27 protein-coding genes, 2 tRNA genes and 1 other RNA gene are annotated in these 24926 nt (G+C 71.4%); 13 read left to right on the forward strand and 17 right to left on the reverse strand.

All coding sequences use genetic code 11. From position 1 onward, the window contains the following. The first annotated feature begins 44 nt into the window (after positions 1-44). Both HNP84_RS00410 and HNP84_RS00415 read left to right on the forward strand, forming a co-directional pair. The gene (locus tag HNP84_RS00410; protein ID WP_185047301.1) at positions 45-851 is read left to right on the forward strand and encodes a tyrosine-protein phosphatase; all 807 of its coding nucleotides are present in this window, start codon (positions 45-47) and stop codon (positions 849-851) included. Between the two features lie 64 nt (positions 852-915). Continuing rightward, positions 916-2112 carry an amidohydrolase family protein gene (locus HNP84_RS00415; protein ID WP_185047302.1) on the forward strand — a complete coding sequence of 399 codons (1197 nt, stop codon included), beginning with the start codon at positions 916-918 and terminating at the stop codon, positions 2110-2112. Here the strand turns inward: HNP84_RS00415 and HNP84_RS00420 are convergent. Both HNP84_RS00420 and HNP84_RS00425 read right to left on the reverse strand, forming a co-directional pair. Further along, entirely contained in the window at positions 2109-2471 is a 363-nt protein-coding gene (locus tag HNP84_RS00420; protein WP_185047303.1) for a YkvA family protein, read from the reverse strand. The genes HNP84_RS00415 and HNP84_RS00420 overlap by 4 nt on opposite strands. An 82-nt stretch (positions 2472-2553) precedes the next feature. Beyond that, positions 2554-3498: an LLM class F420-dependent oxidoreductase gene (locus HNP84_RS00425; protein WP_246517692.1), complete on the reverse strand. Its 945-nt coding sequence runs from the start codon at positions 3496-3498 to the stop codon at positions 2554-2556. Positions 3499-4760: 1262 nt separating this feature from the next. Here HNP84_RS00425 and HNP84_RS00430 point away from each other — a divergent pair. Then, complete coding sequence (locus HNP84_RS00430) at positions 4761-5084, forward strand: hypothetical protein (RefSeq protein ID WP_185047305.1); 324 nt, start codon at positions 4761-4763, stop codon at positions 5082-5084. A gap of 829 nt (positions 5085-5913) precedes the next feature. Here the strand turns inward: HNP84_RS00430 and HNP84_RS00435 are convergent. Then, the gene (locus tag HNP84_RS00435) at positions 5914-6708 is read right to left on the reverse strand and encodes a bestrophin-like domain (RefSeq protein WP_185047306.1); all 795 of its coding nucleotides are present in this window, start codon (positions 6706-6708) and stop codon (positions 5914-5916) included. A 62-nt stretch (positions 6709-6770) separates the two neighbouring features. Beyond that, a complete protein-coding gene (locus HNP84_RS00440; protein WP_312923249.1) occupies positions 6771-7445 on the reverse strand; it encodes a TetR/AcrR family transcriptional regulator in 675 nt (224 codons plus the stop codon). A gap of 154 nt (positions 7446-7599) precedes the next feature. Between HNP84_RS00440 and HNP84_RS50905 the strand changes: the two genes are divergently transcribed. Next, complete coding sequence (locus tag HNP84_RS50905) at positions 7600-8733, forward strand: hypothetical protein (RefSeq protein ID WP_221335710.1); 1134 nt, start codon at positions 7600-7602, stop codon at positions 8731-8733. Positions 8734-8782: 49 nt separating this feature from the next. On the opposite strand, the gene HNP84_RS00450 is transcribed toward HNP84_RS50905, so the two are convergent. From HNP84_RS00450 to HNP84_RS00470, 5 genes are all read right to left on the reverse strand, one after another. Then, on the reverse strand, positions 8783-9841 hold the full coding sequence (locus HNP84_RS00450) for an aspartate-semialdehyde dehydrogenase (RefSeq protein ID WP_185047308.1): 1059 nt from the start codon (positions 9839-9841) through the stop codon (positions 8783-8785). Then, positions 9838-11148 (reverse strand): aspartate kinase, encoded by a 1311-nt coding sequence (locus tag HNP84_RS00455; RefSeq protein ID WP_185047309.1) that lies wholly within the window; start codon positions 11146-11148, stop codon positions 9838-9840. Before HNP84_RS00455 ends, HNP84_RS00450 begins: the two co-directional genes overlap by 4 nt. Positions 11149-11251: 103 nt before the next feature. Continuing rightward, positions 11252-11782, reverse strand: a complete 531-nt coding sequence (locus HNP84_RS00460; RefSeq protein WP_185047310.1) for a DUF5063 domain-containing protein — start codon at positions 11780-11782, stop codon at positions 11252-11254. After that, complete coding sequence (gene recR / locus HNP84_RS00465) at positions 11775-12374, reverse strand: recombination mediator RecR (RefSeq protein WP_185047311.1); 600 nt, start codon at positions 12372-12374, stop codon at positions 11775-11777. Before recR ends, HNP84_RS00460 begins: the two co-directional genes overlap by 8 nt. Positions 12375-12376: 2 nt before the next feature. Further along, a complete protein-coding gene (locus tag HNP84_RS00470; RefSeq protein ID WP_185047312.1) occupies positions 12377-12724 on the reverse strand; it encodes a YbaB/EbfC family nucleoid-associated protein in 348 nt (115 codons plus the stop codon). 384 nt (positions 12725-13108) lie between these two features. Here HNP84_RS00470 and HNP84_RS00475 point away from each other — a divergent pair, with 384 nt between their 5' ends. Then, positions 13109-14593: a helix-turn-helix domain-containing protein gene (locus HNP84_RS00475; protein WP_185047313.1), complete on the forward strand. Its 1485-nt coding sequence runs from the start codon at positions 13109-13111 to the stop codon at positions 14591-14593. 140 nt (positions 14594-14733) lie between these two features. On the opposite strand, the gene HNP84_RS00480 is transcribed toward HNP84_RS00475, so the two are convergent. Both HNP84_RS00480 and ffs read right to left on the reverse strand, forming a co-directional pair. After that, positions 14734-17031, reverse strand: coding sequence for a DNA polymerase III subunit gamma and tau (locus HNP84_RS00480; protein ID WP_185047314.1), 2298 nt, complete (start codon positions 17029-17031; stop codon positions 14734-14736). 16 nt (positions 17032-17047) lie between these two features. Beyond that, positions 17048-17143, reverse strand: an RNA gene (ffs, locus tag HNP84_RS00485) — signal recognition particle sRNA small type. 128 nt (positions 17144-17271) lie between these two features. Between ffs and HNP84_RS00490 the strand changes: the two genes are divergently transcribed. After that, a tRNA-Ser gene (locus tag HNP84_RS00490) sits at positions 17272-17357 on the forward strand. Positions 17358-17481: 124 nt separating this feature from the next. Here the strand turns inward: HNP84_RS00490 and HNP84_RS00495 are convergent. Further along, positions 17482-18381 (reverse strand): TIGR03564 family F420-dependent LLM class oxidoreductase, encoded by a 900-nt coding sequence (locus tag HNP84_RS00495; protein ID WP_185047315.1) that lies wholly within the window; start codon positions 18379-18381, stop codon positions 17482-17484. A gap of 89 nt (positions 18382-18470) precedes the next feature. Between HNP84_RS00495 and HNP84_RS00500 the strand changes: the two genes are divergently transcribed. Further along, entirely contained in the window at positions 18471-19046 is a 576-nt protein-coding gene (locus HNP84_RS00500) for a TetR/AcrR family transcriptional regulator (protein ID WP_185047316.1), read from the forward strand. Here the strand turns inward: HNP84_RS00500 and HNP84_RS00505 are convergent. Then, the gene (locus tag HNP84_RS00505; protein WP_185047317.1) at positions 18992-19639 is read right to left on the reverse strand and encodes a LysE family translocator; all 648 of its coding nucleotides are present in this window, start codon (positions 19637-19639) and stop codon (positions 18992-18994) included. The two genes, HNP84_RS00500 and HNP84_RS00505, sit on opposite strands and share 55 nt — an antisense overlap. 109 nt (positions 19640-19748) lie before the next feature. Between HNP84_RS00505 and ypfJ the strand changes: the two genes are divergently transcribed. After that, entirely contained in the window at positions 19749-20624 is an 876-nt protein-coding gene (ypfJ, locus tag HNP84_RS00510) for a KPN_02809 family neutral zinc metallopeptidase (RefSeq protein WP_246517693.1), read from the forward strand. 80 nt (positions 20625-20704) lie between these two features. Continuing rightward, positions 20705-21004 carry a type II toxin-antitoxin system VapB family antitoxin gene (locus HNP84_RS00515; RefSeq protein WP_185047318.1) on the forward strand — a complete coding sequence of 100 codons (300 nt, stop codon included), beginning with the start codon at positions 20705-20707 and terminating at the stop codon, positions 21002-21004. A gap of 54 nt (positions 21005-21058) precedes the next feature. On the opposite strand, the gene HNP84_RS00520 is transcribed toward HNP84_RS00515, so the two are convergent. The 4 genes from HNP84_RS00520 to HNP84_RS00535 form a co-directional block, all read right to left on the reverse strand. Further along, positions 21059-21148: transfer RNA gene (locus tag HNP84_RS00520), tRNA-Ser, on the reverse strand. A 102-nt stretch (positions 21149-21250) separates the two neighbouring features. Next, positions 21251-21694 carry a tRNA adenosine(34) deaminase TadA gene (gene tadA, locus HNP84_RS00525; RefSeq protein WP_185047822.1) on the reverse strand — a complete coding sequence of 148 codons (444 nt, stop codon included), beginning with the start codon at positions 21692-21694 and terminating at the stop codon, positions 21251-21253. A 181-nt stretch (positions 21695-21875) separates the two neighbouring features. Then, positions 21876-22367: a tRNA adenosine deaminase-associated protein gene (locus HNP84_RS00530; protein ID WP_185047319.1), complete on the reverse strand. Its 492-nt coding sequence runs from the start codon at positions 22365-22367 to the stop codon at positions 21876-21878. A 16-nt stretch (positions 22368-22383) separates the two neighbouring features. Continuing rightward, entirely contained in the window at positions 22384-22893 is a 510-nt protein-coding gene (locus HNP84_RS00535) for a tRNA adenosine deaminase-associated protein (RefSeq protein WP_185047320.1), read from the reverse strand. Positions 22894-23042: 149 nt separating this feature from the next. On the opposite strand from HNP84_RS00535, the gene upp reads away from it, so the two are divergent. The 4 genes from upp (at position 23043) to HNP84_RS00555 (ending at position 24822) form a co-directional block, all read left to right on the forward strand. Further along, entirely contained in the window at positions 23043-23681 is a 639-nt protein-coding gene (upp, locus tag HNP84_RS00540) for a uracil phosphoribosyltransferase (RefSeq protein ID WP_185047321.1), read from the forward strand. A 115-nt stretch (positions 23682-23796) separates the two neighbouring features. Continuing rightward, a complete protein-coding gene (locus HNP84_RS00545; RefSeq protein ID WP_185047322.1) occupies positions 23797-24012 on the forward strand; it encodes a hypothetical protein in 216 nt (71 codons plus the stop codon). Positions 24013-24136: 124 nt separating this feature from the next. Further along, positions 24137-24295: a hypothetical protein gene (locus HNP84_RS00550; RefSeq protein ID WP_185047323.1), complete on the forward strand. Its 159-nt coding sequence runs from the start codon at positions 24137-24139 to the stop codon at positions 24293-24295. Further along, complete coding sequence (locus HNP84_RS00555; protein ID WP_185047324.1) at positions 24292-24822, forward strand: PH domain-containing protein; 531 nt, start codon at positions 24292-24294, stop codon at positions 24820-24822. Before HNP84_RS00550 ends, HNP84_RS00555 begins: the two co-directional genes overlap by 4 nt. The last annotated feature ends 104 nt before the right edge of the window (positions 24823-24926 follow it).

A 24926-nucleotide genomic window follows, 5' to 3' on the forward strand; every position in this document is an offset into this window, starting at 1 on the left:
AAGCCCCAATCCGGAAATGGCCACTGCTGGATAGGTTAGGGCGCGTGATCCGTCATATCGAATTCGACCGGCTGCACAATTTCCGGGACGTGGGCGGGTACGTCACCGCGGACGGGCGGCGGGTCCGCTGGCGCAGGCTGTACCGGTCGGACTCCCTGGGCGCGCTGACCGGCGCCGACGCCGAGCGCTTCCTGCGGCTCGGCATCCGCACCGTCATCGACCTGCGCCATCCCGACGAGGCCGAGGCCCAGGGCCGCGTCCCCGGCCGCGACGGCTACCGCTACCACAACCTGTCGGTGGAGCAGCAGCCGTGGGACCGGGCGGCGTACGACCCGCGGGCGGGGCTGGGCCGGTTCTTCGCCGACCACTACCGGCGGGTCGCCGAGATGGGCACCGCCGAGCTGGCGGACGCGCTGCGGCTGATCGCCGACGCCGACAACGCGCCGGTCGTGGTGCACTGCGCGGCCGGCAAGGACCGTACGGGCGTGGTGACCGCGCTCGTGCTCGCGCTGCTCGGCGTGCCACACGAGGACGTGATCGCCGACTACGCGCTCACCGACCTCGCCGCGGAGAAGTTCGCCCGCGACTGGCTGGCGCGGCACCCCGGAGAGGAGATCCCGTGGGCCGGTTTCGGTCGTGCCCCCGCCGAAGCGATGCGATTGTTCCTGACCGAATTGTGCGCGGCCCATGGTTCTGTGCGATCGTACTGTCGCAATGCGTTAGGAATAGGCGATGACCTGGTCGAACGCCTCCGCGACCACCTTTTGGAAGACCTCGGCGACGGCGATCGAGACCGTTCTTTGGAGCGTTCCTCACCACACGCGGCGACAGACGGCAGACTGGGTGAATGAACGGATACCAACCGGAGACCTCCCAGCTTGTTCTGTGTGATGCCTGCGTCATACGGTTTCTCATGTGACTACGCCGCTGCTTCCCGATCCAGAGCCGAGGCGGCGCGACTACGTGATCATCTCCGTGGACGATCACCTCATCGAGCCCCCTGACATGTTCGAGGACAGGCTGCCCGAGAAGTACGCCGATCTCGCCCCGAAGGTCGTCGAGACCGACGCCGGGCACCAGGTCTGGCGATACGGCGGCGCCACCTACCCCTGCGCCGGGCTCGACGTCGGCGCGGGGCTGCCGCGCGAGCAGTGGACGCTCGATCCGGTGCGCTTCGAGCAGATGCGTCCGGGCTGTCACGACATCGAGGCACGCGTCGCCGACATGGACCGCGCCGGCATCTGGGCCGCGCTGTGCTTCCCCGGCATGCTCGCCGGCCAGGCCGGCATGGTGTTCTCCCGCACCCGCGACCAGGACCTCGGTCTCGCCGTGCTGCGCGCGTGGAACGACTGGCACGTGGAGGTCTGGGCCGGCACCTACCCGGAGCGGATCATCGCGCTGCAGCTCCCCTGGCTCAACGACCCCGAGGTCGCCGCCAAGGAGATCCGCGACAACGCCGCCCGCGGCTTCAAGGCCGTGGCCTTCCCCGAGTTCCCCACCCGCATGCGGCTGCCGTCGATCCACACCGGCCACTGGGACCCGCTGTTCGCCGCCTGCGAGGAGACCGGCACCGTCGTGGCCCTGCACACCGGCGGCTCCTCCTGGACCCCGGTGCCCTCGCCCGACACCCCGATCGAGGCCATCACCACGGTCATGCCGGCCAGCGCCATGTACGCCTGCGCCGACTGGCTGTGGTCGGGCGTGCCGCTGCGCTTCCCCAACCTGCGCATCCTGATCGTCGAGGGCGGCGTGGGCTGGCTGCCGATGCTCGCCGAGCGCGCCGACTACGCCCTGGACCACCCCGTCGCCGGCGAGGCCAACTGGGAGGGCGGGCTCAAGCCGAGCGAGGTGCTGCGCCGCAACTTCTTCTTCGGCACCCTGAACGACCACGCGTTGTCGGGGGTGCGCCTCGCGGTGGGGCTCGACCACGTGCTGCTGGAGAGCGGCTACCCCCACTCCGACTCCACCTGGCCCGACACCCAGCGCACGGTGGCGCGCAACCTCGGCGCCCTGCCCCCGGCCGACATCGCCAGGGTCGCCTACGGCAACGCCGCCCGCCTGTTCGGCCACCCGCTGCCGTCGCGGGCCTGGCTGCGCATGGAGGAGATCTAGCGGCCTTCGGGCCCGCCCTCGGCAGGGACCTCAAGCGGCCGGTGCCTCCGCTCCCAGTCGACGTACCGGCCGCTCTCGCCCAGCAGCGAGGTCATCAGCCACAGGAACACGCCGAAGTCGTCGGCCACGCCCACCAGCAGCAGGAACTCCGGGATCACATCGACCGGCGAGAGGATGTAGACGACGCCCAGCCCCATCATGGCGAGCTTGCTCTTGCCCATGTGGGGGTAGGTGCCGCGCATCACCCCGCCGATCATCCTGGGCACCGCCCGCAGCCGGGCCCCCAGGCCCGGCGACCCCGTGCGGCTCACCTCCTGGTACGCGCGCCACGCCGCAGCGGCCCGCCCCGCCTTCGCCATCACAGGCACCTCCCGCCGTCCCCCAGGGCCTACCCCCAGGCCCGTCCTGCTAACGCCTGACGGGCCCGGCCCGGTTCCTCGATCACGCCTCGCCGGGCGCGAGATCCCGCACGGCCTGGGCGATCGGCACCTCCCCGCCCGGAATGGGCGCGAGCACCGGGGTGGTCAGCCCGTTGGCGACGTACTCGCGGACCCTGGCCCGGCACGTGGCCGCGTCGCCGTGCACCACCAGGTCGTCCACGACCTCGTCCGGGATCGCCTTCAGCGCCCCCTGCCGGTCGCCCGCGGCCCACGCCTCCTGCATGGGCCGCAGCGCCTCGCCACGCCCCAGCCACTCGTGGAAGGCCGCGTAGACGGGCACGGTGAGGTAGCTCGCGAGCATCCACCGGGCGCGCTCGCGCACCTTGTCCACGTCCTCGCTCACGCACACGAACAGCCGCGCGATCAGCTCGGTCTCGGCCCCGACCTCGGCGCGCACCTTGCGCACGTCCTGCGGTGACAGCCAGTTCGTGATCGCCCCGTCGGCCTCGGCGGCGGCCAGGCGCAACATCCGGGGCCGCAGCGCCGCCAGCACGATCTTCGGCGGGATCTCCGGCGCCCGCTCCAGCTTGAACCCCTTCACCTGGAAGGTCTCGTACGCCTCGCTCACCTTCTCCCCGGCCAGCGCCTTGCGCAGGAACCGCAGCGTGTCGCGCGTACGGGCGTAGGGCTTGACGAACTCGCCCGCGTTCCACCGCTCCACGATCGCCGGCGAGGACGCCCCGATCCCGAGCACGAACCGCCCCGGGGCCAGATCGGCCAGGGTCGCCGCCGACATCGCGAGCAGCCCCGGCCCGCGGGTGGACACCGGCACGATCGCGGTCCCGAGCCGCACCTGCGGGGCCCACTGCGCGGCCAGCGCCAGCGGCACGAACCCGTCCACCCCGCTGACCTCGGCGCTCCACACATCGGTGTACCCGAGGCCGGGCAGCTCCTCGACCAACTCCCTGGAGCCGGCGAGCGAGCGGTCGTAGAACGGAATCGTCATTCCCCAGCGAGCACCCGCGGCCATCCGACCCTCCATCCAGAATGTCATTCTGTCGTAGCTTGCCCCCATTGGGGTGGGCCACGTCAATAGGCCACCGTACCAACCGGACGGTACGGGGATTCAAGCACGCGTTGATCCATAGGCAAGCCCCGGCCCGACGTGCTAGAACTAGGAAACGTGAGCGCAAAGCGACGGGCCCGTCACCGTAAGCGACGCCCCACCCTCCTGTCCCGCCTGCTCACCCGCCGCCTGTCACGGCGGGGCCGGGTGATCGCCGTCCTGGCCCTGACCACCGGCCTGGCCATCACCCCGGCCCTCATCGCCCTGCTGCCCCCCGCCGCCGACGCCGCCGGCCCCCGCCCACCCGCCCCCCCACCACCCCCCGCCGTCCCCATCCCACCGCCACCCCCCACTCCCCCCGCACCCCCACCCCCGCCGGCACCCCCCAAATTCCCCAAACCCCCACAAAAGGCCCGCCCCCCACTCCCCCAGGCCCCCTCCACCCCGAACCGCCCCCGCCCCCGCCCAACCCCCACCCCGACCCCGACCCCCACCCCCGCAGCCTGGATCCCACCCCACCGCCCACCCAGCACCCTCGACCGCTTCGCCAACCGCCGCGGCCCCACCGACCGCACGACCGTGATCGTCCTGTTCACCACGGTCCTGGCCACCACAACCCTGACCCGCCGCCTCCGCTGAGCCCTCGCCACAACGGCGGCCTGACCAGGGGCCCATCCATCCGGCCGCCTTGCAGGTCTCGCCGCGCGGGCAACCGGTTGCCGGACTTGAGGCCGCCGCTCCGGACCAGGTTTCGGCCGCCGAGACCGCGGAGCTTGGCGTGCACCGAGCTGGCCGCCTTCTGCGACTGCGGCCTTCTTGCGCGCCTTGTACGGCAGGAGCACCCGATGACCTGCGCCGACGCATCCCCTGTCCGTAGCCGGCGGATGATGCCCAGATGCGCCCGAGGTCGAATCCGGCGGCGATCTCGGCGAAGGTCTCCCCTTTGTGCAGGTAGGCCAGGACAACGACGGCGGCGCGGCACGGTAGAACCGCATGCAAGCCCCTGGTTGTACCGGTTGATCTCGGTCGACAACCCTCCTTACCAAGGGCTTGGATCTGTAGTGGGCCTGCGACCTGCGATGTCACGGTGAAAAGGTTCGCTGAACGGCGACAACCTGGACGCCCAGCAGTGCATACCGCCGACATACCGGGTTTTGGTTCGATTGTCGCGCAGGATTCCCAACCCTCGGGACGGAGACCACATGCGGAAGCTTGCCGCAACGCTCGCCATCGCAGCGGGCACGTTTGTTCTGGTCAACCCCAGCCCTGCTCAGGCCCTGCCCTCCGGCTGCGTAAAGGGAATCGGTTACGCTTCCACGACGGGTCACGCGACCGATTACGGCTATGCACGTTGCGAGAAGGGCACCGGGCACGTCAGGGTAATGGTGTATTGCACCAACAATCCGGCCTCCGGTGGCGCGGCCAACTACTACGGGCCCTGGGTCGGCGTACCTTACACGTCTACGAAATTCTGCCCCAGCACTCGACCCTACGCCATATCCACACTCATCGTAAAAGGTAACTGAAGACTTCTCCGGTTCCCCTTTCCCGGACAAGAAAATGCCTCACCTCTACGGAGGTGGGGCCTTTTGTCGTTTGACTTGTGGTGTCCGCCCCACCGATGCCGATGAGCTGCCGCCCGCGCAGGCCCGTGCCCGCCTGGAGCAGCGCCGCCGCCTCGGCCTGTGCGCACACCGCCCGGCGCCGCCCCGGCTCGGCGACGTCCGCCCTGCCGAGGTGCGGATGCTGCGCATCCCCTGCCACCTCCCCAGCGCGGCCACCCCCTGGGGCCGCACGGGTCGCGCCCGCCGGACCACTCGGCCCCCGTGGGTGGCCGGGCCGGCGCGCCCCACCCCATCCGGGTGGCGGCATGACGACCACCGCTACCGGGAGTACCTCACGCGCTGCCTGACCCTCATCCGCGAAGCCCAGGACATCCCGGACCCGGCGCCGGACCCGGCCCAGGGCGCGGCTTACCACCTGCTGCTCGTGCAGACCGACTGCGCGAGCACCTGGACGTGCAGGCCCAGCGCGAGCGCGCGTGTGAGAGGGGGCGGGGTGGCTCGATGGGTTGACGCTCTGATCGGCATGGGTGGCCCGCCGGAACGCGTCGCTGCGCCGCATCGGCCGCCCCCGCCCGCCGCGGGGCCCGAGCTTGACCCGGAGGCCGGGGTCGGGCCGGACGCCGGGGTGGAGCCGGACCGCGAGGACGCATAGGGCCGATGCGGCTGCCAGGAGCTCGGGGCGGGCGCCACGTGGGCCGGCGATGAGGTGAGCGACGGGTGGGGCGATTGGGCGCCGGCGCCGGACGAAGCCCGACATGGAAAGAGCGCCCGAGCGTGGCGAGGGCCTTTGTCAGCTGCGGGGTGGCGGTGGGGGGAACTGGGCGTCGATGCGGTCGTACTGGGACTGGGCGGCCTGGAAGGCGGTGGGTTCGACGGCGGGCAGGCCGCTGTAGGGGTGGCTCATCAGTTGGATGAACAGCAGGCCGGCTACCACGATGGCGACGCGGACCACGTCGCTGAGGACCGAGGCGGCGGTGGGGCGTACGCCGAGGATCCAGGGCAGGGCGATGACGATCACGCCCGAGATCAGCATGGTGATCATGAAGATGGGTTCCAGGCGGCTGGCGGCGTCGTCGGCGCGGATGCCGCGGGCGTGGCTGACCTCGGCGGCGTGGGCCAGGGCGTCCTGGCGGAGGTCCTTTTCGGCGTCGGTCGCGGGCTTGAGCCGCAGCAGGTCGGCCCGCATCTGCTCCAGGGTGAGGTCGGGGGTCTCGGAGAGCCGGTCGCGGGCCATCATCGGCCAGTCGAGCTTGATGGACTGGTCGGTGTAGAGGCGGACCTTCTCCTGGATGGGCTCGGCGCCCTTGATCGGCGCGACGCTCCAGTACAGCTCGGTCAGGCTCTCGGCCTCGGCCGCCGCGTCGGCGTTGGCCGCGGTGACGGCGTCGCGGCACAGCACCGCGGCGTACGCGAGGACGAGCAGGTAGACCGCGAGCGCCAGGTTGGCGGCGAAGTCGAGGGCGACGGAGCCGCGCTCCTCATCGACCCTTCCCTTGCGCCGCAGCACGGTGAGCGCGATCACCATCGCGCCGAACGCCGCCACCGCGAGCACGGTCAACCAGCCCATGAGCACCCTCCGAGACATGCACACTCATCGCAGTGATACAAGCACGAAGAGTAATGGAAGTTCCCGCGTTATCCCATGGTTCAGGCGCGCAACTCGTGCACCGCGGCGAGGAAGTCTCTGGTGATCCCCCGCAAGCCCGGCAGATGGGACAGGCCGACCAGGCGGCCGACGAGCGGGACCGTGAGCTCGATCATCCGGTACGTCCGGGCGCACCCCGGCGAGGTGTCGTGCACCCAGTAGAGCACCACGCCCATGGACATCAGCCACAGCAGTTCGGGCAGTTCCGCGCGCAGCTCGGGGTCCATCCGGTCGGCCGAGCCCTCGACGACCTCGCGGTAGATGGCGATCGAGGACTCGCGCGCCGGGGTGGACTCGGCGCTGAACGGGCTGAGCGGGTTGCTCGGCTCGGCCGCGTGCTTGAAGAACTTCACCGCGAACTCGTGGTACGGCTCGGAGACCCGCACCCACTCCCGCAGCACGCCGCTCAGCCGGGCCTCGAAGCCCCGCTCGCGGTCCAGCAGGGCGCGGCAGGCGGCCTCGTGCTCGCGCTGCGCGCGGTCGTAGTACGCCTGGATCAGCGCCTCTTTGGAGGAGAAGTAGTAGTAGGCGTTGCCCACGGACACCCCGGCCTCGGCCGCGATGGCCCGCATCGTGGTCGCCTCGTAGCCGCGCTCGCGGAAAAGTCTCAGCGCGGTCTCCACGATCAGTTCTCGGGTCGCCTCCGAGCCCCGGCCCCGCCGCGTCGGTTCCGCCACGTTCGTCACTGTACGACTCACCCCCCTGTTAGGTCATGAACCCTGACCGTGATCACCACCACACCGCAAAGAGTGTGGACGAAGAGGGATCACCTGCGCGGAATCGTGGGATTGATCCTCTCGGCGGAAGGGCAATCCGCGAAAAGGGATCAACATGGGGACCAGTCCATGTAAACGGGGGCCCGTACGGCTCACGGCCTTTGTACTGCTCGCCGTACAGACGTCCATCGTCGCGGTGGCCTCGGCGGCCACCGCGGGCGCCGAGAGCCGCGCCACGTCCGCCGGCGCGGCCTCCGTCGCCGCGGGCGCCAAGGCGCCCGCTCAGGCGCGCAAGCAGACCACCCGGCCGGTACGCGCGGCGCGCGTGCCCCGGACGGCTCGGCTGCGGGTGGCGAACCCGCTGCCCGAGGGGGGCGAGGCGGGCACACCGCAGAGGGACGTGAACGTACGGGACTACCGCATCGAACGGCTGCACCGGGTCTTCGAGGACCGGGCGCCGGACATCGCGCCGTTCGACTCCGGGCTGCCGGGCGCCGAACTGCCGGGCGCCGAGCTGCCGGACACCGAGCTGCTGAACACGGCGCCATCGGATACCGGGATGGCGGTGCTCGCCGGGATCGCGGCGTTGGGGAAGGCGACCGAGACCGTCCGGCGGCCCGTCGGTGAGGGCGTTGAGAACGTTGAGAACGTTGAGAACCTGGAGGGCGTTGAGGGCGTCTCGAACGTCGGGGGCGTTCACGCGCGGCGGGTGCAGGCGCATCGGGAGAGCCGCACCTGGCGGCACCGGGCGTTCCGGCCCGTCGTGCGGGAGGCTCGGGAGAGGGTGCTGACGTACGCCCCGGCCGCGAAGCGGGTGGCCGCGGACAGGCTGACCCGCGCCAGGGCGCAGGCGGCGGTGCGGATGGGGCACCGGCAGGCGGTCGGGCGGCTGCTGCGGGCCGGGCTGAAGTGGAAGTCCTCGGGCGGCTGCTCCGACCGGCACGTGCACACCTGCACCTCGCTGGACTCGGTGCGTACCGGCACAGTGGACAAGGTGATCGCGCTCAAGCGTGCCAGCCGGTGCCCGATAATGATCACCGGTGGCACCGAGACCGGGCACGCGCCGGGCACGTACAGCCACGCCAACGGCTACAAGCTGGACATCACGGCCAACCGCTGTGTGACGCGCTACATCACCCGCACCTTCGAGCCGCACGGCACGCGCGGCGACGGCGCAGCGCTCTACAAGTCCCCCGGAGGGGACATATACGCCCACGAGTCGGACCACTGGGACATCCAGTTCATGTGAGCACGAGCCGACGGCCACGCCGGCCCGTGCCCACCGCTGCGTGAACCGGCTAGGCGGACAGCTCCGCGGCCACGAGCTCGGCGATCTCGGCGGTGTTGAGCGCCGCGCCCTTGCGCAGGTTGTCACCGCACACGAACAGGTCGAGCGTGTCGGGGAAGTCGAGCGCCTGCCTGATGCGGCCGACATAGGTCGGGTCGGTGCCCACGACGTCGGCCGGAGTCGGGAAGACCCCGGCGGCCGGGTCGTCGAGCACGACCACGGTGGGGGCGGCGTCGAGGATCGCCCGCGCGCCCTCGACCGTGACCGGCTTGGAGAAGGTGGCGTGGACGGCCAGCGAGTGGGTGGTGACCACCGGCACGCGTACGCACGTCGCCGACACCTTCAGGTCGGGGATGCCGAGGATCTTGCGCGACTCGTTGCGTACCTTGAGCTCCTCGGACGCCCAGCCGTCCTCCTTGAGCGAGCCCGCCCAGGGCACGACGTTGAACGCGATCGGCGCCGGGAACGGCGAGTCGGCCAGGTCGGGCACGGCCTTGCGCACGTCGCCCGCCACGGTGCCGATCGCACGGTCGCCCGCCAGCGCCGCGACCTCGTCGTACAGCCGCTCGGGGCCGGCCACGCCCGCGCCCGAGACCGCCTGGTAGGAGGCCACGACCAGGGCCTTCAGCCCGTACTCGCGGTGCAGCGCGCCCATCGCGGCCATCATCGACAGCGTCGTGCAGTTGGGGTTGCTGATGATGCCCTTGGGCCGCACCCGGGCGGCCTCGGGGTTGCACTCGGGGACGACCAGCGGAACGTCGGGGTCCATGCGGAACGCGCCGGAGTTGTCCACGGCGACCGCGCCGCGGGCGGCGGCGATGGGCGCCCATTCGGCGGACACCTCGTCGGGCACGTCGAACATGGCGACGTCCACGCCGTCGAACGCCTCGGGCGACAGCGCCTGGACCACGACGTCCTCGCCGCGGACCCGGAGCACCTTGCCGGCCGAGCGCGGCGAGGCGATGAGCCGGATCTCGCCCCAGACGTCGGGGCGGTTGGACAGGATGTCGAGCATGACGGTGCCGACGGCACCGGTCGCGCCGACGACGGCGAGAGTGGGCTTGCTCATCGTCCGGTACCTCCGTAGACCACGGCCTCGACCTGGTCGGAGTCGAGGTCGAATGCGTGATGGGCGGCGCTGACGGCCGCGTCGACCTCGTCCTGGCCGACGATGACCGAGATCCGGATCTCCGAGGTGGAGATCATCTCGATGTTGACGCCCGCGTCGGCGAGCGCCGAGAAGAAGGTGGCGGTGACGCCGGGGTGGGAGCGCATGCCCGCGCCGATCAGCGAGACCTTGCCGATCTGGTCGTCGAACAGCAGCGACTCGAAGCCGATCTGGTCCTGGATGCGCTTGAGCGCGGTCAGCGCGGCCGGGCCGTCGGTCATCGGCAGCGTGAAGGAGATGTCGGTACGGCCGGTGGCCGCGGCCGAGACGTTCTGCACGATCATGTCGATGTTGATCTCGGCGGCGGCCAGCGTCTTGAATATCGCGGCAGCCTCCCCGACCTTGTCGGGCACCCCGACAACGGTGATCTTGGCCTCGCTCCGGTCGTGTGCCACGCCGGAGATGATCGGCTGCTCCATCTCGCTTCCTTCGCTGTCACTGGTGGTGGGCTTCGCCCCGGCGGCCCACGCGGGCGGCTCGGCGGCGACCCACGTGCCCACCCGCTGGCTGAACGAACTCCTGACGTGGATCGGCAGCGCGAACCTGCGCGCGTACTCCACACACCGCAGGTGCAGGACCTTGGCCCCGCACGCGGCCATCTCCAGCATCTCCTCGTAGGAGATGTGCGGGATCTGCCGGGCCGCGGGCACGATGCGCGGATCGGCGGTGAAGATCCCGTCCACGTCGGTGTAGATCTCGCACACGTCGGCCTGGAGCGCGGCGGCGAGCGCGACCGCCGTGGTGTCGGACCCGCCCCGGCCGAGCGTGGTGATGTCCTTCTTGTCCTGGGAGACGCCCTGGAACCCGGCCACGATCGCGATCTGGCCGTTCTCGATCGCCTCCGTGATCCGCCCCGGCGTCACGTCGATGATGCGCGCCTTGCCGTGGGTGGAGTCGGTGATGACCCCGGCCTGCGAGCCGGTGAACGAGCGCGCCTCGTGGCCGAGGTTCGCGATCGCCATCGCGAGCAGCGCCATCGAGATGCGCTCGCCCGCGGTCAGCAGCATGTCGAGCTCGCGCCCCGGCGGGAGGGGCGAGACCTGCTGAGCCAGGTCGAGCAGCTCGTCGGTGGTGTCGCCCATCGCCGAGACGACCACGACGACGTCGTTGCCGGCTTTTTTCGTCGCGACGATCCGCTGGGCGACCCGCTTGATGCTGGACGCGTCGGCGACGGACGAACCACCGTACTTTTGAACAACGAGCGCCACGAGATGTCTCCGAAGCAATGAATGGCTGTGGAGCTCACAGTTTACGTGGTGGTCCGCCGAAGCCCTCCGGGGATATTCACCATGTGGACGATCATGACCCGAGCTACACCGACGTGCGCTCGTCCACGACGTCCAGCCGGGTGTGCGCCACCAGGGCCTGCAGCGCGCGCATCGCGGCGCCCGCGTGGTTGCCCCAGGTGTTGAAGTAGGAGTACTGCCACCACCACAGCGCCTCCAGCGGCCGGCCCGCCTTGTGGTGCCGCAGCCCGTGCACCAGGTCGGCGGCCACCGCCGCGAGGTCGTCGGAGAGCCGGTAGGCCGTGACCGAGGTGTCCTTGTACGGGTCGAAGACCTCGGCGTACACGTCCACCGGGCCCAGGCGCTCGGCGAGGGCGGTGCGGATCTCGTCCAGGTCGGGGTCCTCGCTCATCGGCGGCTCCCAGTTCCCGGGCAGGATCACGTCCTGGCTCGCGCCGAGCTGCGCGCCCGCCAGGCTCATCTGGGCGACCTCCATCAGCAGCAGCGGGAGCATGGCGTCGCCGCCCTCGCCCCGCGCCAGCCGCGTCAGGCCGTCCAGGAAGTTCTGCGCGTGCCCCGCCACCATGTCGGCGAGATTGCCCCACTCGTCAGACATCCAGCAACCTCCGTCCTTCGAACGCGCGGCCCAGCGTGACCTCGTCGGCGTATTCGAGGTCGCCTCCGACGGGGAGGCCGCTGGCAAGTCGTGTCACCTTCAGCCCCATCGGCTTGACCAGGCGGGCGAGGTAGGTCGCGGTCGCCTCGCCCTCCAGGTTGGGATCGGTGGCGATGATCAGCTCGGTGACCCGGCCGTCGGCCAGGCGCGTCATCAGCTCGCGGATGCGCAGGTCGTCGGGGCCGATGCCGTCGATCGGGCTGATCGCGCCGCCGAGGACGTGGTAGCGCCCGCGGAACTCACGGGTCTTCTCGATCGCGACGACGTCCTTGGACTCCTCCACCACGCAGATCACGTGGTCGTCGCGGCGGGCGTCGCGGCAGATGCGGCACTCCTCCTCGGCCGCCACATTGCCGCAGACCCGGCAGAACCGGACCTTCTCCTTGACCTCCAGCAGCGCGTGCGCCAGCCGTTTCACGTCGGCGGGATCGGCGGCGAGCAGATGGAACGCGATCCGCTGCGCGCTCTTGGGCCCGACGCCCGGCAGCATGCCGAGCTCGTCGATCAGGTTCTGGACGACGCCTTCGTACATCGCTAGAACCCTGGCAGTTGTCCGAGGCCGCCCCCGAGCCCCTGCGCGAGCGGGCCGAGTTTCTCCTGCTGCAGCTCGGACGCGGCGCGCACCGCGTCGCGTACGGCCGCGATGACCAAATCGGCGATCGTCTCGACCGTCTCCTGCGCGTCGCCGGGATCGACGACCTCGGGGCTGATCTTCAGCTCCTGCAGCTCGCCCGCACCGTTGACGGTGGCGACGACGAGCCCCCCGCCCGCCGAGCCTTCGACCTGCGCCTCGTTCAGCTCCTGCTGGGCGCTCACGAGCTGCTGCTGCATGAGCTGCGCCTGCTCCAGAAGCTGTTGCAGGTTGACATCCCCTGGGTTCACCGTCGTGCGCTCCTCGTGGCTTTCGCATGCCGCTTTCGCATGCCTGACGTCCGTCGCAATGAGCCTACGGGGTTCCAGCGCACCAGCGCACTGCCGAGCCCATGTGTTCCGCGCACGCGGACAGGGCCGTAACCGGGTGCGGCACGGCCGAAACTGCGGGCGGCCGGGTCCCGGCCCCCCTCCAGACGTCCGGGACCCGGCCTGCACTCTCGCCGAGCGGCCGCACTGCGGCGAGGTGTGGTGAGGAACCTAGCGAGCAACAGGTTGCATACACGTTGCGATCGATTGATCACCGTACGCATACACCGGGATTGGCCGAATCGGTTGCGGGGAACGCCCGTAACCCCGATGCTCGCGAAGTGACGTGATTACTGGGGGTGTCGCATGGGTGACAGCAGACACCTGAGGACCGTTCCGGTGGACCCGGTGGACGAACTGGACGACTACGCCGTCCGGCTGCGCAGATGGCACGAATCGGCGGTCACCGGGGGCGAGGTCGAGGACGGCGCGCCGCGGCGGCTCATCTCGGCCTCCTGGCGGCGCTCGCTGGACGCCGGCATCGATCCCGAGATCCGTTCGGCGCCGCTGGCGTACGAGCAGTCCGACATGCGCGACATCCGGCTGGCGCACCCGCTCAACCCGCTGCTCCCGCTGCTCGCCCAGACCCTGCTGCCGCTGGCCGACCAGACCGGGCACGTCATGGTCGTCACCGACGCGCAGGGCAGGGTGCTGTGGCGCGAGGGCGACCACGCGACCATGCGGCGCGCCGACGGGATCGGGCTGACCGACGGGTTCGACTGGGGCGAGAACGCGGTCGGCACCAACGGCATCGGCACCGCCCTGGCCGCGCGCCGCTCGGTGCACGTCTTCTCCTCCGAGCATCTGGTACGCGTGCTGCACCCCTGGTCCTGCTCCGCCTCCCCGATCATCGACCCCGACACCTCCGAGGTGCTGGGCTGCGTGGACATCAGCGGCACCTTCGAGCGGCTGCACCCCTCCACGGTCGCCCTGGTCGACACCACCGCCCGCCTGGCCGAGAGCCACCTGGCGCTGCGGGCGCGCGAGCGCGACGACCGGCTCCGGGCCCGATACGAGAGCCACGTGCGCACCACGTCGGGCCAGCCGCACGCCCTGGTGACCAGGAGCGGCCGGATCATCGCCGGCGACCCGGCCCGCAGGTACGGCTCGCGCATCCGCGTCCCGGCCTCCGGCGGCCGGGTCTCCTTACCCGGCGGCCTCACCGGCGTGCTCGAACCCTTCGGCGACGGGTGGCTGCTGCGCCCCGTCAAGCACGACGCCCCCTCCGCGCTGACCCTCGTCCTGCTCGGCACCGACCACCCGTACGCCCGGCTCGACGGCGCCATCGTCCAGCTCTCGCTGCGCCACGCCGAGATCCTGGCCCTGCTGGCGCTCAACCCCCGCGGCATGACCGCCGAGCAGCTCTCCTTCCACCTGTACGGCGACGACGGCAACCCGGTCACCATCCGGGCCGAGATCCACCGCCTGCGCGCTCAGCTCGGCGCGGCGGTGGCGGCCAAGCCGTACCGGCTGGCGTGCCCGGTCGAGGCCGACTTCCTGGAGGTCAAACGGCTGCTCGCGGTACGCGACCCGGCCCCGCTCGCCCGCGCCTACCCCGGCCCGCTGCTGCCCCGCTCCGAGGCCCCCGCCATCCGCCGCGAGCGCGAGGAGCTGGAGGGCCAGGTACGCGCCCGCATCCTGCTCAGCGGCTCCCCCGAGGACCTGTGGATCTACGCCCAGACCGACCAGGGCCGCCACGACCCCCAGGTGCTGGAACGCGTCGCCACCCTGCTCCCGCCCGGCGACCACCGCGCCATCACCGCCCGCCTGCGCCTGACCGCCCCGGAGTAGGACGACGGGTTCTCCACAGCCACTGTGGCACGTTCCCGGCGCCCCGTGATCCGCCCGTTCCGGCACCCTGCGTTCCGGCCGTTCCCGGCCACTCTGTGATGGCCGTTCCCGGCCTCTCCGCGATCCGGCGCCGAGCAGGGCTAGCTGTGGTCGATCTCGCCGATGATCTGGCCGCCCAGCTCACGCTGGATCAGCGCCATGCCGGTCAGCTCGTCCACGTCGGCGTCGGCGTCGTTGAGCGGATCGACCTCGTCCACCACGCCCGCCGACGGTGTGCGGGCGGGCACCGCGTCCGGCCAGGCGGCGGCCCCGGTGCCGTTCCCGCCGGCCGAGCCCCGCGCCGCCCCGCGCGCCTGCGAGGCCGCGGCGGCCGACCGCGCCGCGGCCAGACCGGCACTGGGCGCGCTCATCGGCGGTGCCCCCGGGTCGTCGTGTGGCGGCGCTTCGGGCCAGGACTCGTCGGTGGCCACCGGGCCGGCGGACGCCTGTGGCCCCTGTCCGCGCGCCCCCTCGGCCGCGGCTCCGTTGCCGCCCGGACGCGGCGCGCTCTCGGCCGCGCCCCCCGTACGCGGTGCGGCCGGCTGCGGTCGCGACGCTCCCCCACCGGCCGGGCCGCCCTGGGGCCCGCCCGGACGCGCCGGAGCGCCACCGCCCGGCCCGCCCTGCGGCCCGCCGCCGGGCGGGCCGGACCCCACGACCGCCTCGACCCGCCACTGCCCGCCCAGCACGTCGCCGAGCGCCGCGGCCACCACGGCGTCCTTGCCGCCGCCCACGAAGTTCCGCATCGCGCCCACCTGGGCGAACCCGAGCGTGACGACGTTGCCCTCGACGCCCACGACCTGGGCGTTGGTGTTGACGTTGGCCCAGACCACGATGCTGCGCTGCTTGAGCGCCCCCAGCACCGCCGGCCACGCCTGCTGGAGCCCCCCGGCCCCGCCGCCGCCTTGCGGCGCGGGCGCGCTCTGGGGAGCGGCCTGCGGCGCGGGCGTGCTCGGCGGCGTGGCCGCGCCCTGACCGGGCCGCACCGGGGCCGGCCAGTCGTCATCGGCCGCCGAGGCCCGCGCGGGCGCCGCCGGAGTGGACGCGGCAGCAGGAGCGGAAGCCGCCGGAGTGGGCGCGGCGACAGGAGCGGCGGGCGCGGCGGGCGCGGCTGCGACAGGCGCCGCCGGAGCCGCAGCGGGAGCAGCCGGACCCGCGGCAGGAGCGGACGCACCGGCCGGGGCGCCGACGAGCGGAACCGCACCCCCACCCGCGAACCCGGCACCACCACCGGCCCCGCCGGCCCCGCCGCGCTCCAGGCGCTCGATCCGGGCCAGGAGCGCCGCCTCGCCCTGGGCGGCGCCGGGCAGCAGCACGCGGGCGCACATCAGCTCAAGCAGCAGGCGCGGCGAGGTGGCGCCGCGCATCTCGGTCAGCCCGGCGTTGAACACCTCGGCGGCGCGGGTCAGCTCGGCGGGCCCCATGGACGCGGCCTGGGCCTGGAGCCGCTCCAGCTCGTCGGCGGGCCGGTCGAGCAGGCCGCTGGCCGCGGCCTCGGGGACGTTGGCCAGGATCACCAGGTCGCGGAAGCGTTCGAGCAGGTCCATGGCGAACCGGCGCGGGTCGTGGCCGCCCTCGATCACCCGGTTGACCGCCTGGAACACCTGCGCGCCGTCACGGGCGGCGAAGGCGTTGATCACCTCGTCGAGCAGGTCGCCGTCGGTGTAGCCGAGCAGCGAGACGGCGCGGGCGTAGGTGATGCCCGACTCGTCGGCCCCGGCGAGGAGCTGGTCCAGGATCGACAGCGAGTCGCGCGCCGAGCCCGCGCCCGCGCGTACGACGAGGGGCAGCGCGGCCGGCTCGAACGGGACGTTCTCGGAGTTCAGGATCTCTTCGAGCAGTGCGCGCAGCGTGGCCGGCGGCATCAGCCGGAACGGGTAGTGGTGCGTGCGCGACTTGATCGTGCCGATGACCTTCTCGGGCTCGGTGGTCGCGAAGACGAACTTCAGGTGCGGCGGGGGCTCCTCGACGAGCTTGAGCAGCGCGTTGAACCCCTCGCGGGTCACCATGTGCGCCTCGTCGATGATGTAGATCTTGTAGCGCGCCGACACCGGGGCGAAGAAGGCCCGCTCGCGCAGGTCGCGCGCGTCGTCCACGCCGCCGTGGGAGGCGGCGTCGATCTCGATCACGTCGAGGTGTCCCGGCCCGGTGGCGGCCAGCGCCACGCACGACTCGCACTCGCCGCAGGGGTCGGGGGTGGGGCCCTTCTCGCAGTTGAGCGACCGGGCGAGGATGCGCGCGCTGGACGTCTTGCCGCATCCGCGCGGCCCGCTGAACAGGTAGGCGTGGTTGATCCGGCCCGACCGCAGCGCCTGCCGCAGCGGCTCGGTCACGTGCTCCTGGCCCTTGACCTCAGCGAACGTCCCGGGCCGGTACTTGCGGTACAGCGCGAGGCTCATTGGGGGTCCCCTCCAGCTAAGAGACCCCCCGCACACCCGCCAGAGCCCGCTTATCCTTGCTGCCTTCCGGCCCTGGGGAGGTTCACAGGATGACGCCGCGCGAGGGGTCCAACGGACAGTCTAGCCCCGCCTCGGAGTGCTCGGGGCAGCTCGACCCGATCGGTTCGCCGTCCCGACGCGTCGGCTCGCCGGTGAAAATGGCGGTCATGCCGACCCTGGAAGTCAGGTAAGCTTGCCGACGGAGGATTCGCCTAGTTGGCCTAGGGCGCACGCTTGGAAAGCGTGTTGGGGGCAACCCCTCGCGAGTTCGAATCTCGCATCCTCCGCTTGACCGGAAGGCCCGGACCATCACACATGGTCCGGGCCTTCCGACGTTTCCGGGCCGCCACGGGTTTCGGGCCACCACGGGTTTCGGGCCATCCCGTGGTCTCCGCGCGGCGGCGTGCCCGGCTACGCCCGTGCCGCCAACTCCGACAGGAAGGCGAGCAGGCGGGTGCGGTCGCCCCAGGGGCTGAGGACGAGGTCGGTGGCGCCGGCGTCGGCGTAGTCGCGGATGGCCTGCTCCAGTGCGCGCTCGTCGCCGGCGAGGACGGTCTGTTCCACGCCGGTGAGGCCCTGGCGGTCCAGGGTGGCGCGGTAGGCGGGCAGGTCCGAGGCGGCGGAGTAGCGGGCGGCGATGTCGCGGCGTACGGCGCCAGGGTCGGGGGTCAGGGCGGCGACGGCCGCGGCGACGACGCGCGGGGCGGGGCGGCCGGCCTTCTCGGCGGCGCGGGTGATCTCGGGGACGACGTGCTCGCCGAGCGAGCGGGCGGTGATCCACGTCGTGACGGTGCCGTCGGACAGCTCGCCGGCGACGCGCAGCATCACCGGGCCGAGCGCCGAGACGAGCACCTGGGGCGGGGTGGCGCCCGGGACGGTCACGGCGCCTGCCGCGGTGATGGTCTCGCCCCGGTACTCGACCTGTTCCCCGCGCAGGAGCGGGACGAGGGCGGACAGGTACTCGCGCGTGTGCCGGGCCGGGCGGTCGTAGGAGTGGCCGAAGACGCCCTCGATGATCGGCGGATGGCTGGGGCCGATGCCGAGGGTGAACCGGCCGCCGACCGCCGCCTGGGCGGTGAGGGCCTGGCCCGCCAGCGCGATCGGGTGGCGGGGGTAGGTCTGCGTGATCGCGGTGCCCAGCTCGATGCCGGGTACCTGCTGCCCGGCCAGGGCGGCCAGGGTGACGGCGTCCCAGGACAGGAGCTGGCCGAACCACACGCTGTGCAGCCCGGCGTCGGCGGCCTGGCGTATCTCGGCGACGATCTCGCCGAGAGTCCGGCCGTCGGTCAGGACGTTCCACCCGATCCGCATGCTGCCTCCACGATCTAAGGTGAACCGGACGTTCCGGTTCCACTTCGCGTCAGCGTACAGTGGGGCGAGCCGAGCGGAGAGGGGGTGTCGTGCGGGCCGACGCGCGGCGGAACCGGGCGCGCATCGTCGCGACCGCGATCGGCCTGTTCACCGAGCGCGGGGCCGGGGTGGGCATGGACGAGATCGCGCGGGCGTCCGGGCTCGGGGTGGGCACGCTCTACCGGCACTTCCCCGACAAGCGGGCGCTGCTGGTCGGGATCGCCTGCGACTCGCTGCGCGAGCTGCTGGCCTGCGCGCAGGACGCGGAGGCGCGGCCGATCCCGGCGTGGGCGATGCTGGACCTCCTGGTACGCCGGTGCGTGGAGCTGCCGCTGGCCCTGACCAAGTCCCTGGACGGCGAGCACGATCCGGAGCTGGAGGAGTTGCAGCGCCGCGCCGACGAGGCCATCCAGCAGATCGTCCAGCGGGCGCAGCAGGAGGGCTCGCTACGCCTCGACATACCGGCGCGCGAGGTCGTGGGGCTGCTGAACGTGGCCGTGTGCCGGCCGGGGGCGCGGGCCGAGGACCACCTCGTCACGGTGATCCTGGACGGCCTGCGGGCCGCGCCCGGTCAGGCGCGCGGCGGCTCGCCGGTCAGCGCGGCCGTCGCACCGAGCGAGATGTAGACCACGCCACTGCCCACGTCGAGGCGGCGCCGGGCGCGGGCCGAGCGGCGCAGCCGGGTGGCGAAGAACGCGGCGAGCACGGCGTACCCGCTGTCGCTGGCCACGCCGAGCGCGATCCAGATCAGGCCGAGCAGCATGATCTGCGGCGCGACCGGCCCGGCGTGCGGGTCCACGAACTGCGGCAGGAACGCCATGAAGAAGATCGCGGTCTTCGGGTTGAGCACGTTGACCAGGGCGCCCTCCCAGAACAGGCGGGCGTTGGAGGCCCCGGCGACCTGGGCCGGCGCCTCCTCGGCGCCGTCGCCGGCGCGCGCGAGCAGTTTGCGTACGCCGAGCCAGATCAGGTAGGCCGCGCCGAGCAGCTTCACCACCGTGAACGCGGTCGCCGAGGCGGCGAGCAGCGCGCTGATCCCCAGCGCCGCCGCGGCCACGTGCACCACCGAGCCGGCGTGGATGCCGAGCACCGAGGTCAGCCCCGCCGTACGCCCCTGCGCGACCGACCGCGTGACGATGTACAGCACGGCCGGGCCCGGCACGAGGAGCAGCGCGAGCGTGGCCCCGCAGAAGATCACGATGGCTGACATGTCCGGCATATGCGCAGGGTAGGCCGCGCCGCCCCGCGGACGCACCTGGTTTACCCCCGGGGTTCATCCCGTGCCCGCGCATGTCCCGCGCATGTCCCGCGCCTGCCGGGGAAGTCGCATGCCCATGGACTTCAGGGACGACGCCCGGCTCGACACCTCCCAGGTCGAGGACGTCGGCGGCCGGGGCGGCGGGTTCCCCGGCGGCGGGCTGGCCATCGGAGGCGGAATCACCGGGATCATCGCGTTGATCGCGGCACTGCTGTTCGGCGTCAACCCGGGCGACATCCTCGGCGGCGGCGAGCCGGCCGGGCTGGCGCCCACCTCCGACCTGAGCGGGCAGTGCCGTACCGGCGAGGACGCCGACCAGTCCGAGCGGTGCCGCGTGGTCGGCGTGGTGAACAGCGTCCAGGCGTACTGGGAGGAGACCCTGGGGGAGGGGGCGTACACGCCCGCCAAGACCATCCTGTTCACCGGCGCGGTCAACACGGCCTGCGGCGCCGCCGACTCCTCCGTCGGCCCCTTCTACTGCCCCGCCGACCAGCGGGTCTACCTGGACCTGAGCTTCTTCGACACCCTCCAGCGGCAGTTCGGCGCGGAGGGCGGGCCGTTCGCCCAGGCGTACGTGATCGCGCACGAGTACGGCCACCACGTGCAGAACCTGCTCGGCACCACCGGCCGCGTCGGCGGCGACCGCCAGGGCGCGACCAGCGCCTCGGTACGCCTGGAGCTGCAGGCCGACTGCTACGCCGGCGTCTGGGCCGACAATGCCGTCAAGACGGGTTTCTACGACCGGGAGTTCACCGCCACCGATATCGAACAGGCCCTGAACGCCGCCGCCGCCGTAGGCGATGATCGAATCCAGCGGCGCACGCGCGGCGAGATCGATCCCGACGGATTCACCCACGGCACGTCCGAGCAGCGGGTCAAGTGGTTCAAGAACGGCTATCAAAGCGGAGATCCGCGCGCCTGCGACACGTTTTCCGGTGATCTGTGAGGAGGCGTCCGCAGGGGGTGTGACCTGCGGCACGGCGTCGGGGAAAGCGGGAACCGGATTTCTCTCATAAACTGCATAGGGTGATCTTCAAGATGGTCGGCGACGGACGCCCTTATCCCGAACACGGTCTCTCCCATCGAGAGTGGGCCCAGATCCCCCCGCGGCAGGTCCGGCTCGACTCTTTGATCACCACGAAAGCCGTGCTCGACCTGCACTCGCTGCTCGCCAAGGACTCCACGTTCTACGGCGATCTCTTCCCGCACGTCGTGCAGTGGCAGGGCGAGTACTACCTGGAGGACGGCCTCCATCGCGCCCTGCGCGCCGCGCTCCACCAGCGATCGGTCCTGCACGCCCGAATCCTGGAGCTCCCCGCCGAGTGACGGGCCCCGAACGCGCCGAAGCCCGTTCCACGGGGAACGGGCTTCGGTGAGGTGTGGCGGTGGAGGTGGGATTTGAACCCACGGATAGGTTGCCCCATCACACGCTTTCGAGGCGTGCGCCCTCGGCCACTAGGCGACTCCACCGCCGAGCAGCCTACCGGATGTCGAGGAGCAAGCGTTACTCGATTAGTACCGGCGTGGCCGGGACCCGCGTGGCTGGGACTCTCGTGGCTGGGACCGGCGTAGCTAGGACCGGCGTGGCCTGCGGGCGGCGAAGAAGTCGCGCAGGGCCTCGGCGCACTCGGCGGCGAGGACGCCGTGCAGGACTTCCGGGCGGTGGTTGAGGCGGCGGTCGCGTACGACGTCCCAGAGGGAGCCCACGGCGCCGGCCTTGGCATCGGCGGCGCCGTAGACGACGCGGGCCACCCGGGCCTGCACGGCCGCGCCGGCGCACATCGTGCAGGGCTCCAGGGTGACCACGAGGGTGCAGCCGCTCAGGCGCCACTCGCCCCGGCGGGCGGCGGCGGCGCGCAGGGCGAGGATCTCGGCGTGGGCGGTGGGGTCGGCGGTCGCCTCGCGGTCGTTGCCCGCCTCGGCCAGGACCTCGCCGCCGGGGCCGAGGACCACGGCGCCCACGGGGACCTCGCCGCGGGCCGCGGCGAGGCCGGCCTGGGCCAGGGCCAGGCGCATGGGACGCTCGAAGTCCTCACGCTCGAAGTCCTCACGCCCGGAGTCGTCACGCCCGGAGCCCTCACGCCCGGAGCCCTCACGCCCGGAGCCCTCGCTCCCGGAGCCCTCGCTCCCGGAGCGCTCACGCTCGAAGTCGTCGCGCCCGGAGTTCCCGGAGTCGTCGGTGTGCGGCACCCGGCTGTCAGTGGAGGCGGTCGAGTTCGTCGGCGAAGTCGAGGCGCTCGGCGATCACCGACAGCGTGTCGGCGGGCAGGACGCCCTCCTCCATGCTGAGCTCAAGCAGCTCCTCGGAGGTGACGCCGAGGTCGCTGAGCAGCTCGAAGTCGCCCGCGGGACGCACGCCGAGGTCGGCGCTCTCCTTGTCGGGGGCGACCCCGGCCAGTTCGGTGAACAGGGCGCCCAGGGGGTCGCTGACCCCGGCCTGGGCGTCGGACAGGAAGACGCGCGGCTCCTCGTCGCCCTCGTAGCGCACGATGGCGAACCACTCGTCCTCGACCTCGACGCAGAGCAGGACCAGCTCGTCGCCGGTCAGCCCCAGGCTTTCCTGCACGGCGTCGCCCAGGTCGTCCACGATCTCCGCGTCGTCGAGATCGACCTCGGCGCCGTTCCAGCCCTGCTCGGTTCGGACGAAGGCGGCGGAGAACACACTGTTGCCAGACGGTCTGGAGGGCATGGGCTAGCTCCCGGAATCAGCCGAACACCGAGTCGAGGGCGCGTTCGAACGGCTCGGAGAACCCCAGCCGCGCGGCGATGCTGGAGAGCACCTCGTCCGGAAGCAGCTCGAAGTCGCCCGAGAGCGCGCCGAGCTCCATCTCGTCCAGGCCGAGGTCGGCGAAGATCGACAGATCTCCGGCGGGAAGCGCGATCTCCTCGTCCTGGAGGATCGCTTCGAGCTCCTCCTCGTCAGGCACCGGCACGTCGAGGTATTCCAGCGCCTGCCGTGCCAGCGGCCAGTCCCACGACGCGGCGATGTCGGACAGGAACAGGCTCACCCGCTCACCAAACACCCGTAACGCCACGAAGAACTCATCCCCCACCGCGACCAGGCCAATCGTGCCGCTGATGCTCGGTTGCTGGCGTAGCGCCTGGATGAGCCCGTGGAGATCGGAGGTCAGCGCCACGGGCAGCATCGAGGCTTCCCAGTGGTCGTCCTCCCGATAGACCACGATGGCGAAGTCAAGCGCGTCTTCGTCTGTCATCGTCACCCCACCGACGTGGTCACTTACGGAATCCAATGCTCCCAGACGCGCCGCTCGGGCGTACGCCCCTCCAGCCAAATTGTGATCAAATTCGCCTGGTGGGAACCGCCCGTTCCCCCTTCTGGCCGCACAAGATACCGTTGTCGGCCATGGAGACACTGGTCGTCGACCACCCGCTCGTGGCGCACAAGCTCACCGTGCTGCGCGACGTGCAGACCGACTCGCCGACGTTCCGTCGGCTCGCCGACGAACTGGTGACCCTGCTCGCCTACGAGGCGACCCGCGACGTGCGGGTGACCGACGTGACGGTCGACACGCCGCTCTCGCCGGCCCACGGCGTACGCCTCGCACGCCCGGCGCCGCTCGTGGTGCCGATCCTGCGCGCCGGGCTGGGCATGCTCGACGGCATGACCCGGCTGCTGCCCACGGCCGAGGTCGGCTTCCTGGGCATGATCCGCGACGAGGGCACGCTCACCGCGCAGACCTACGCCACCCGCCTGCCGGAGGACCTGTCGGGCCGGCAGTGCTACGTGCTGGACCCGATGCTGGCCACGGGGGGCACTCTGGCCGCGGCGATCCGGCTGCTGTTCGACCGCGGCGCCCAGGACGTGACCGCGATCTGCCTGCTGGCCGCGCCGGAGGGGCTGGCCTACCTGGACGGGGAGTTCCGGGGCTCGGGCAAGCCGGTGCGCGTCGTGACCGCGGCCCTGGACGAGCGGCTGAACGACAACGGCTACATCGTGCCGGGGCTGGGCGACGCCGGCGACCGGTTGTACGGAGTCGTCTGAAGTCGTCTGATACCGATCCTGTTACGCACTGTTGCTTGGCGGGTACAGAGAGTTATGAAAGTATCTCTTCTGTGTCCGTCCGGAGCACCATGAGCAAGCAGATCGGGGTGCGGGCATGACCGACGCCGACCACGACCCGTACGCCGACGTCGCGGCGGCGCTGTGCGAGGAGTTCGCCGGGGTGCATCCCCCGGCGACCGTGACGCGCTGCGTCGAGGCGGCCCACTACGGCGCCCTTGAGGTGACCGGGTGCGCGCATCGGGGGCTGGTGGAGCGGATCGCCCGCAAGCACCTTGAGGTCCTGGCCCTGGTCGCGTCCGAACCCGGCTGAGCGGCGGTGACGTCACAGTCTCGGCGAGGTCCGAGACTGTCGTGCTCTGACACGCTTTACCCCCGCTTTGGCGTGGGTAATGTAGACGGCGGGTGCAGTGGGTGGTTGGTCAATGGAGGCGACAGTGCAGGTCAAGAAGGTCCTAGGGTATTCGGGAGCCGGTTTCGTGGCGTTCCTGCTCTTCAACCGGCCAGGTGACGCGGCCACAGCGGTCAAGGGCGCTGTGGAGACGATGTACAACGCGGCCGATTCGCTGGCTCGGTTCGTGGCGCATCTGTCATGAGACTTGTGACCCACGGAGACTCTGCTCCGTCGTCGGTCAACCGCTACCTGCTCCCCCACGAACACCAAGTCATCATGGTGCGGCGTCACCCCGCCGTGCTGCTCCGGCCCGTCGGCGAGGTCTTCGGCGGGCTGATCATCGCCGGGCTGCTGAGTAAGTGGCTCGGTGACAACCAACAGGGCCAGGCGCTCGTCATCGTATGGTGGGCCTGGCTTCTGTTGTTGATCCGCTTTGTATGGAAAGTGGCGGAGTGGTCGGTCGACTACTTCGTCGTGACGTCCAAACGCATGTTGCTCACCACCGGGTTGATCACGCGCAAGGTCGCGATGATGCCGCTCGGCAAGGTGACCGACATGAGCTTCCAGCGTTCGCTGCTCGGCCGGATGCTGGGATACGGGGAGTTCATCCTGGAGTCGGCCGGTCAGGATCAGGCCCTCTCCCGGGTGAACTACATCCCCTACCCGGAGACGCTCTATCTGGAGGTCTGCCAGATGCTCTTCCCGGGCGCCGATCCTTCAGATGATTAGTGCCTGATTGTCGGTATCACGGGGGCGAACCGGGTTCGCCCCCGCACGATTCCGCAGCGTGGGGTTACCCGATTCCGTCCGTTTATGCAATCATGACGACAACA

The sequence above is a fragment of the Thermocatellispora tengchongensis genome (assembly GCF_014202315.1).
In the GTDB taxonomy this organism is placed as follows: Bacteria; Actinomycetota; Actinomycetes; order Streptosporangiales; family Streptosporangiaceae; genus Thermocatellispora; species Thermocatellispora tengchongensis.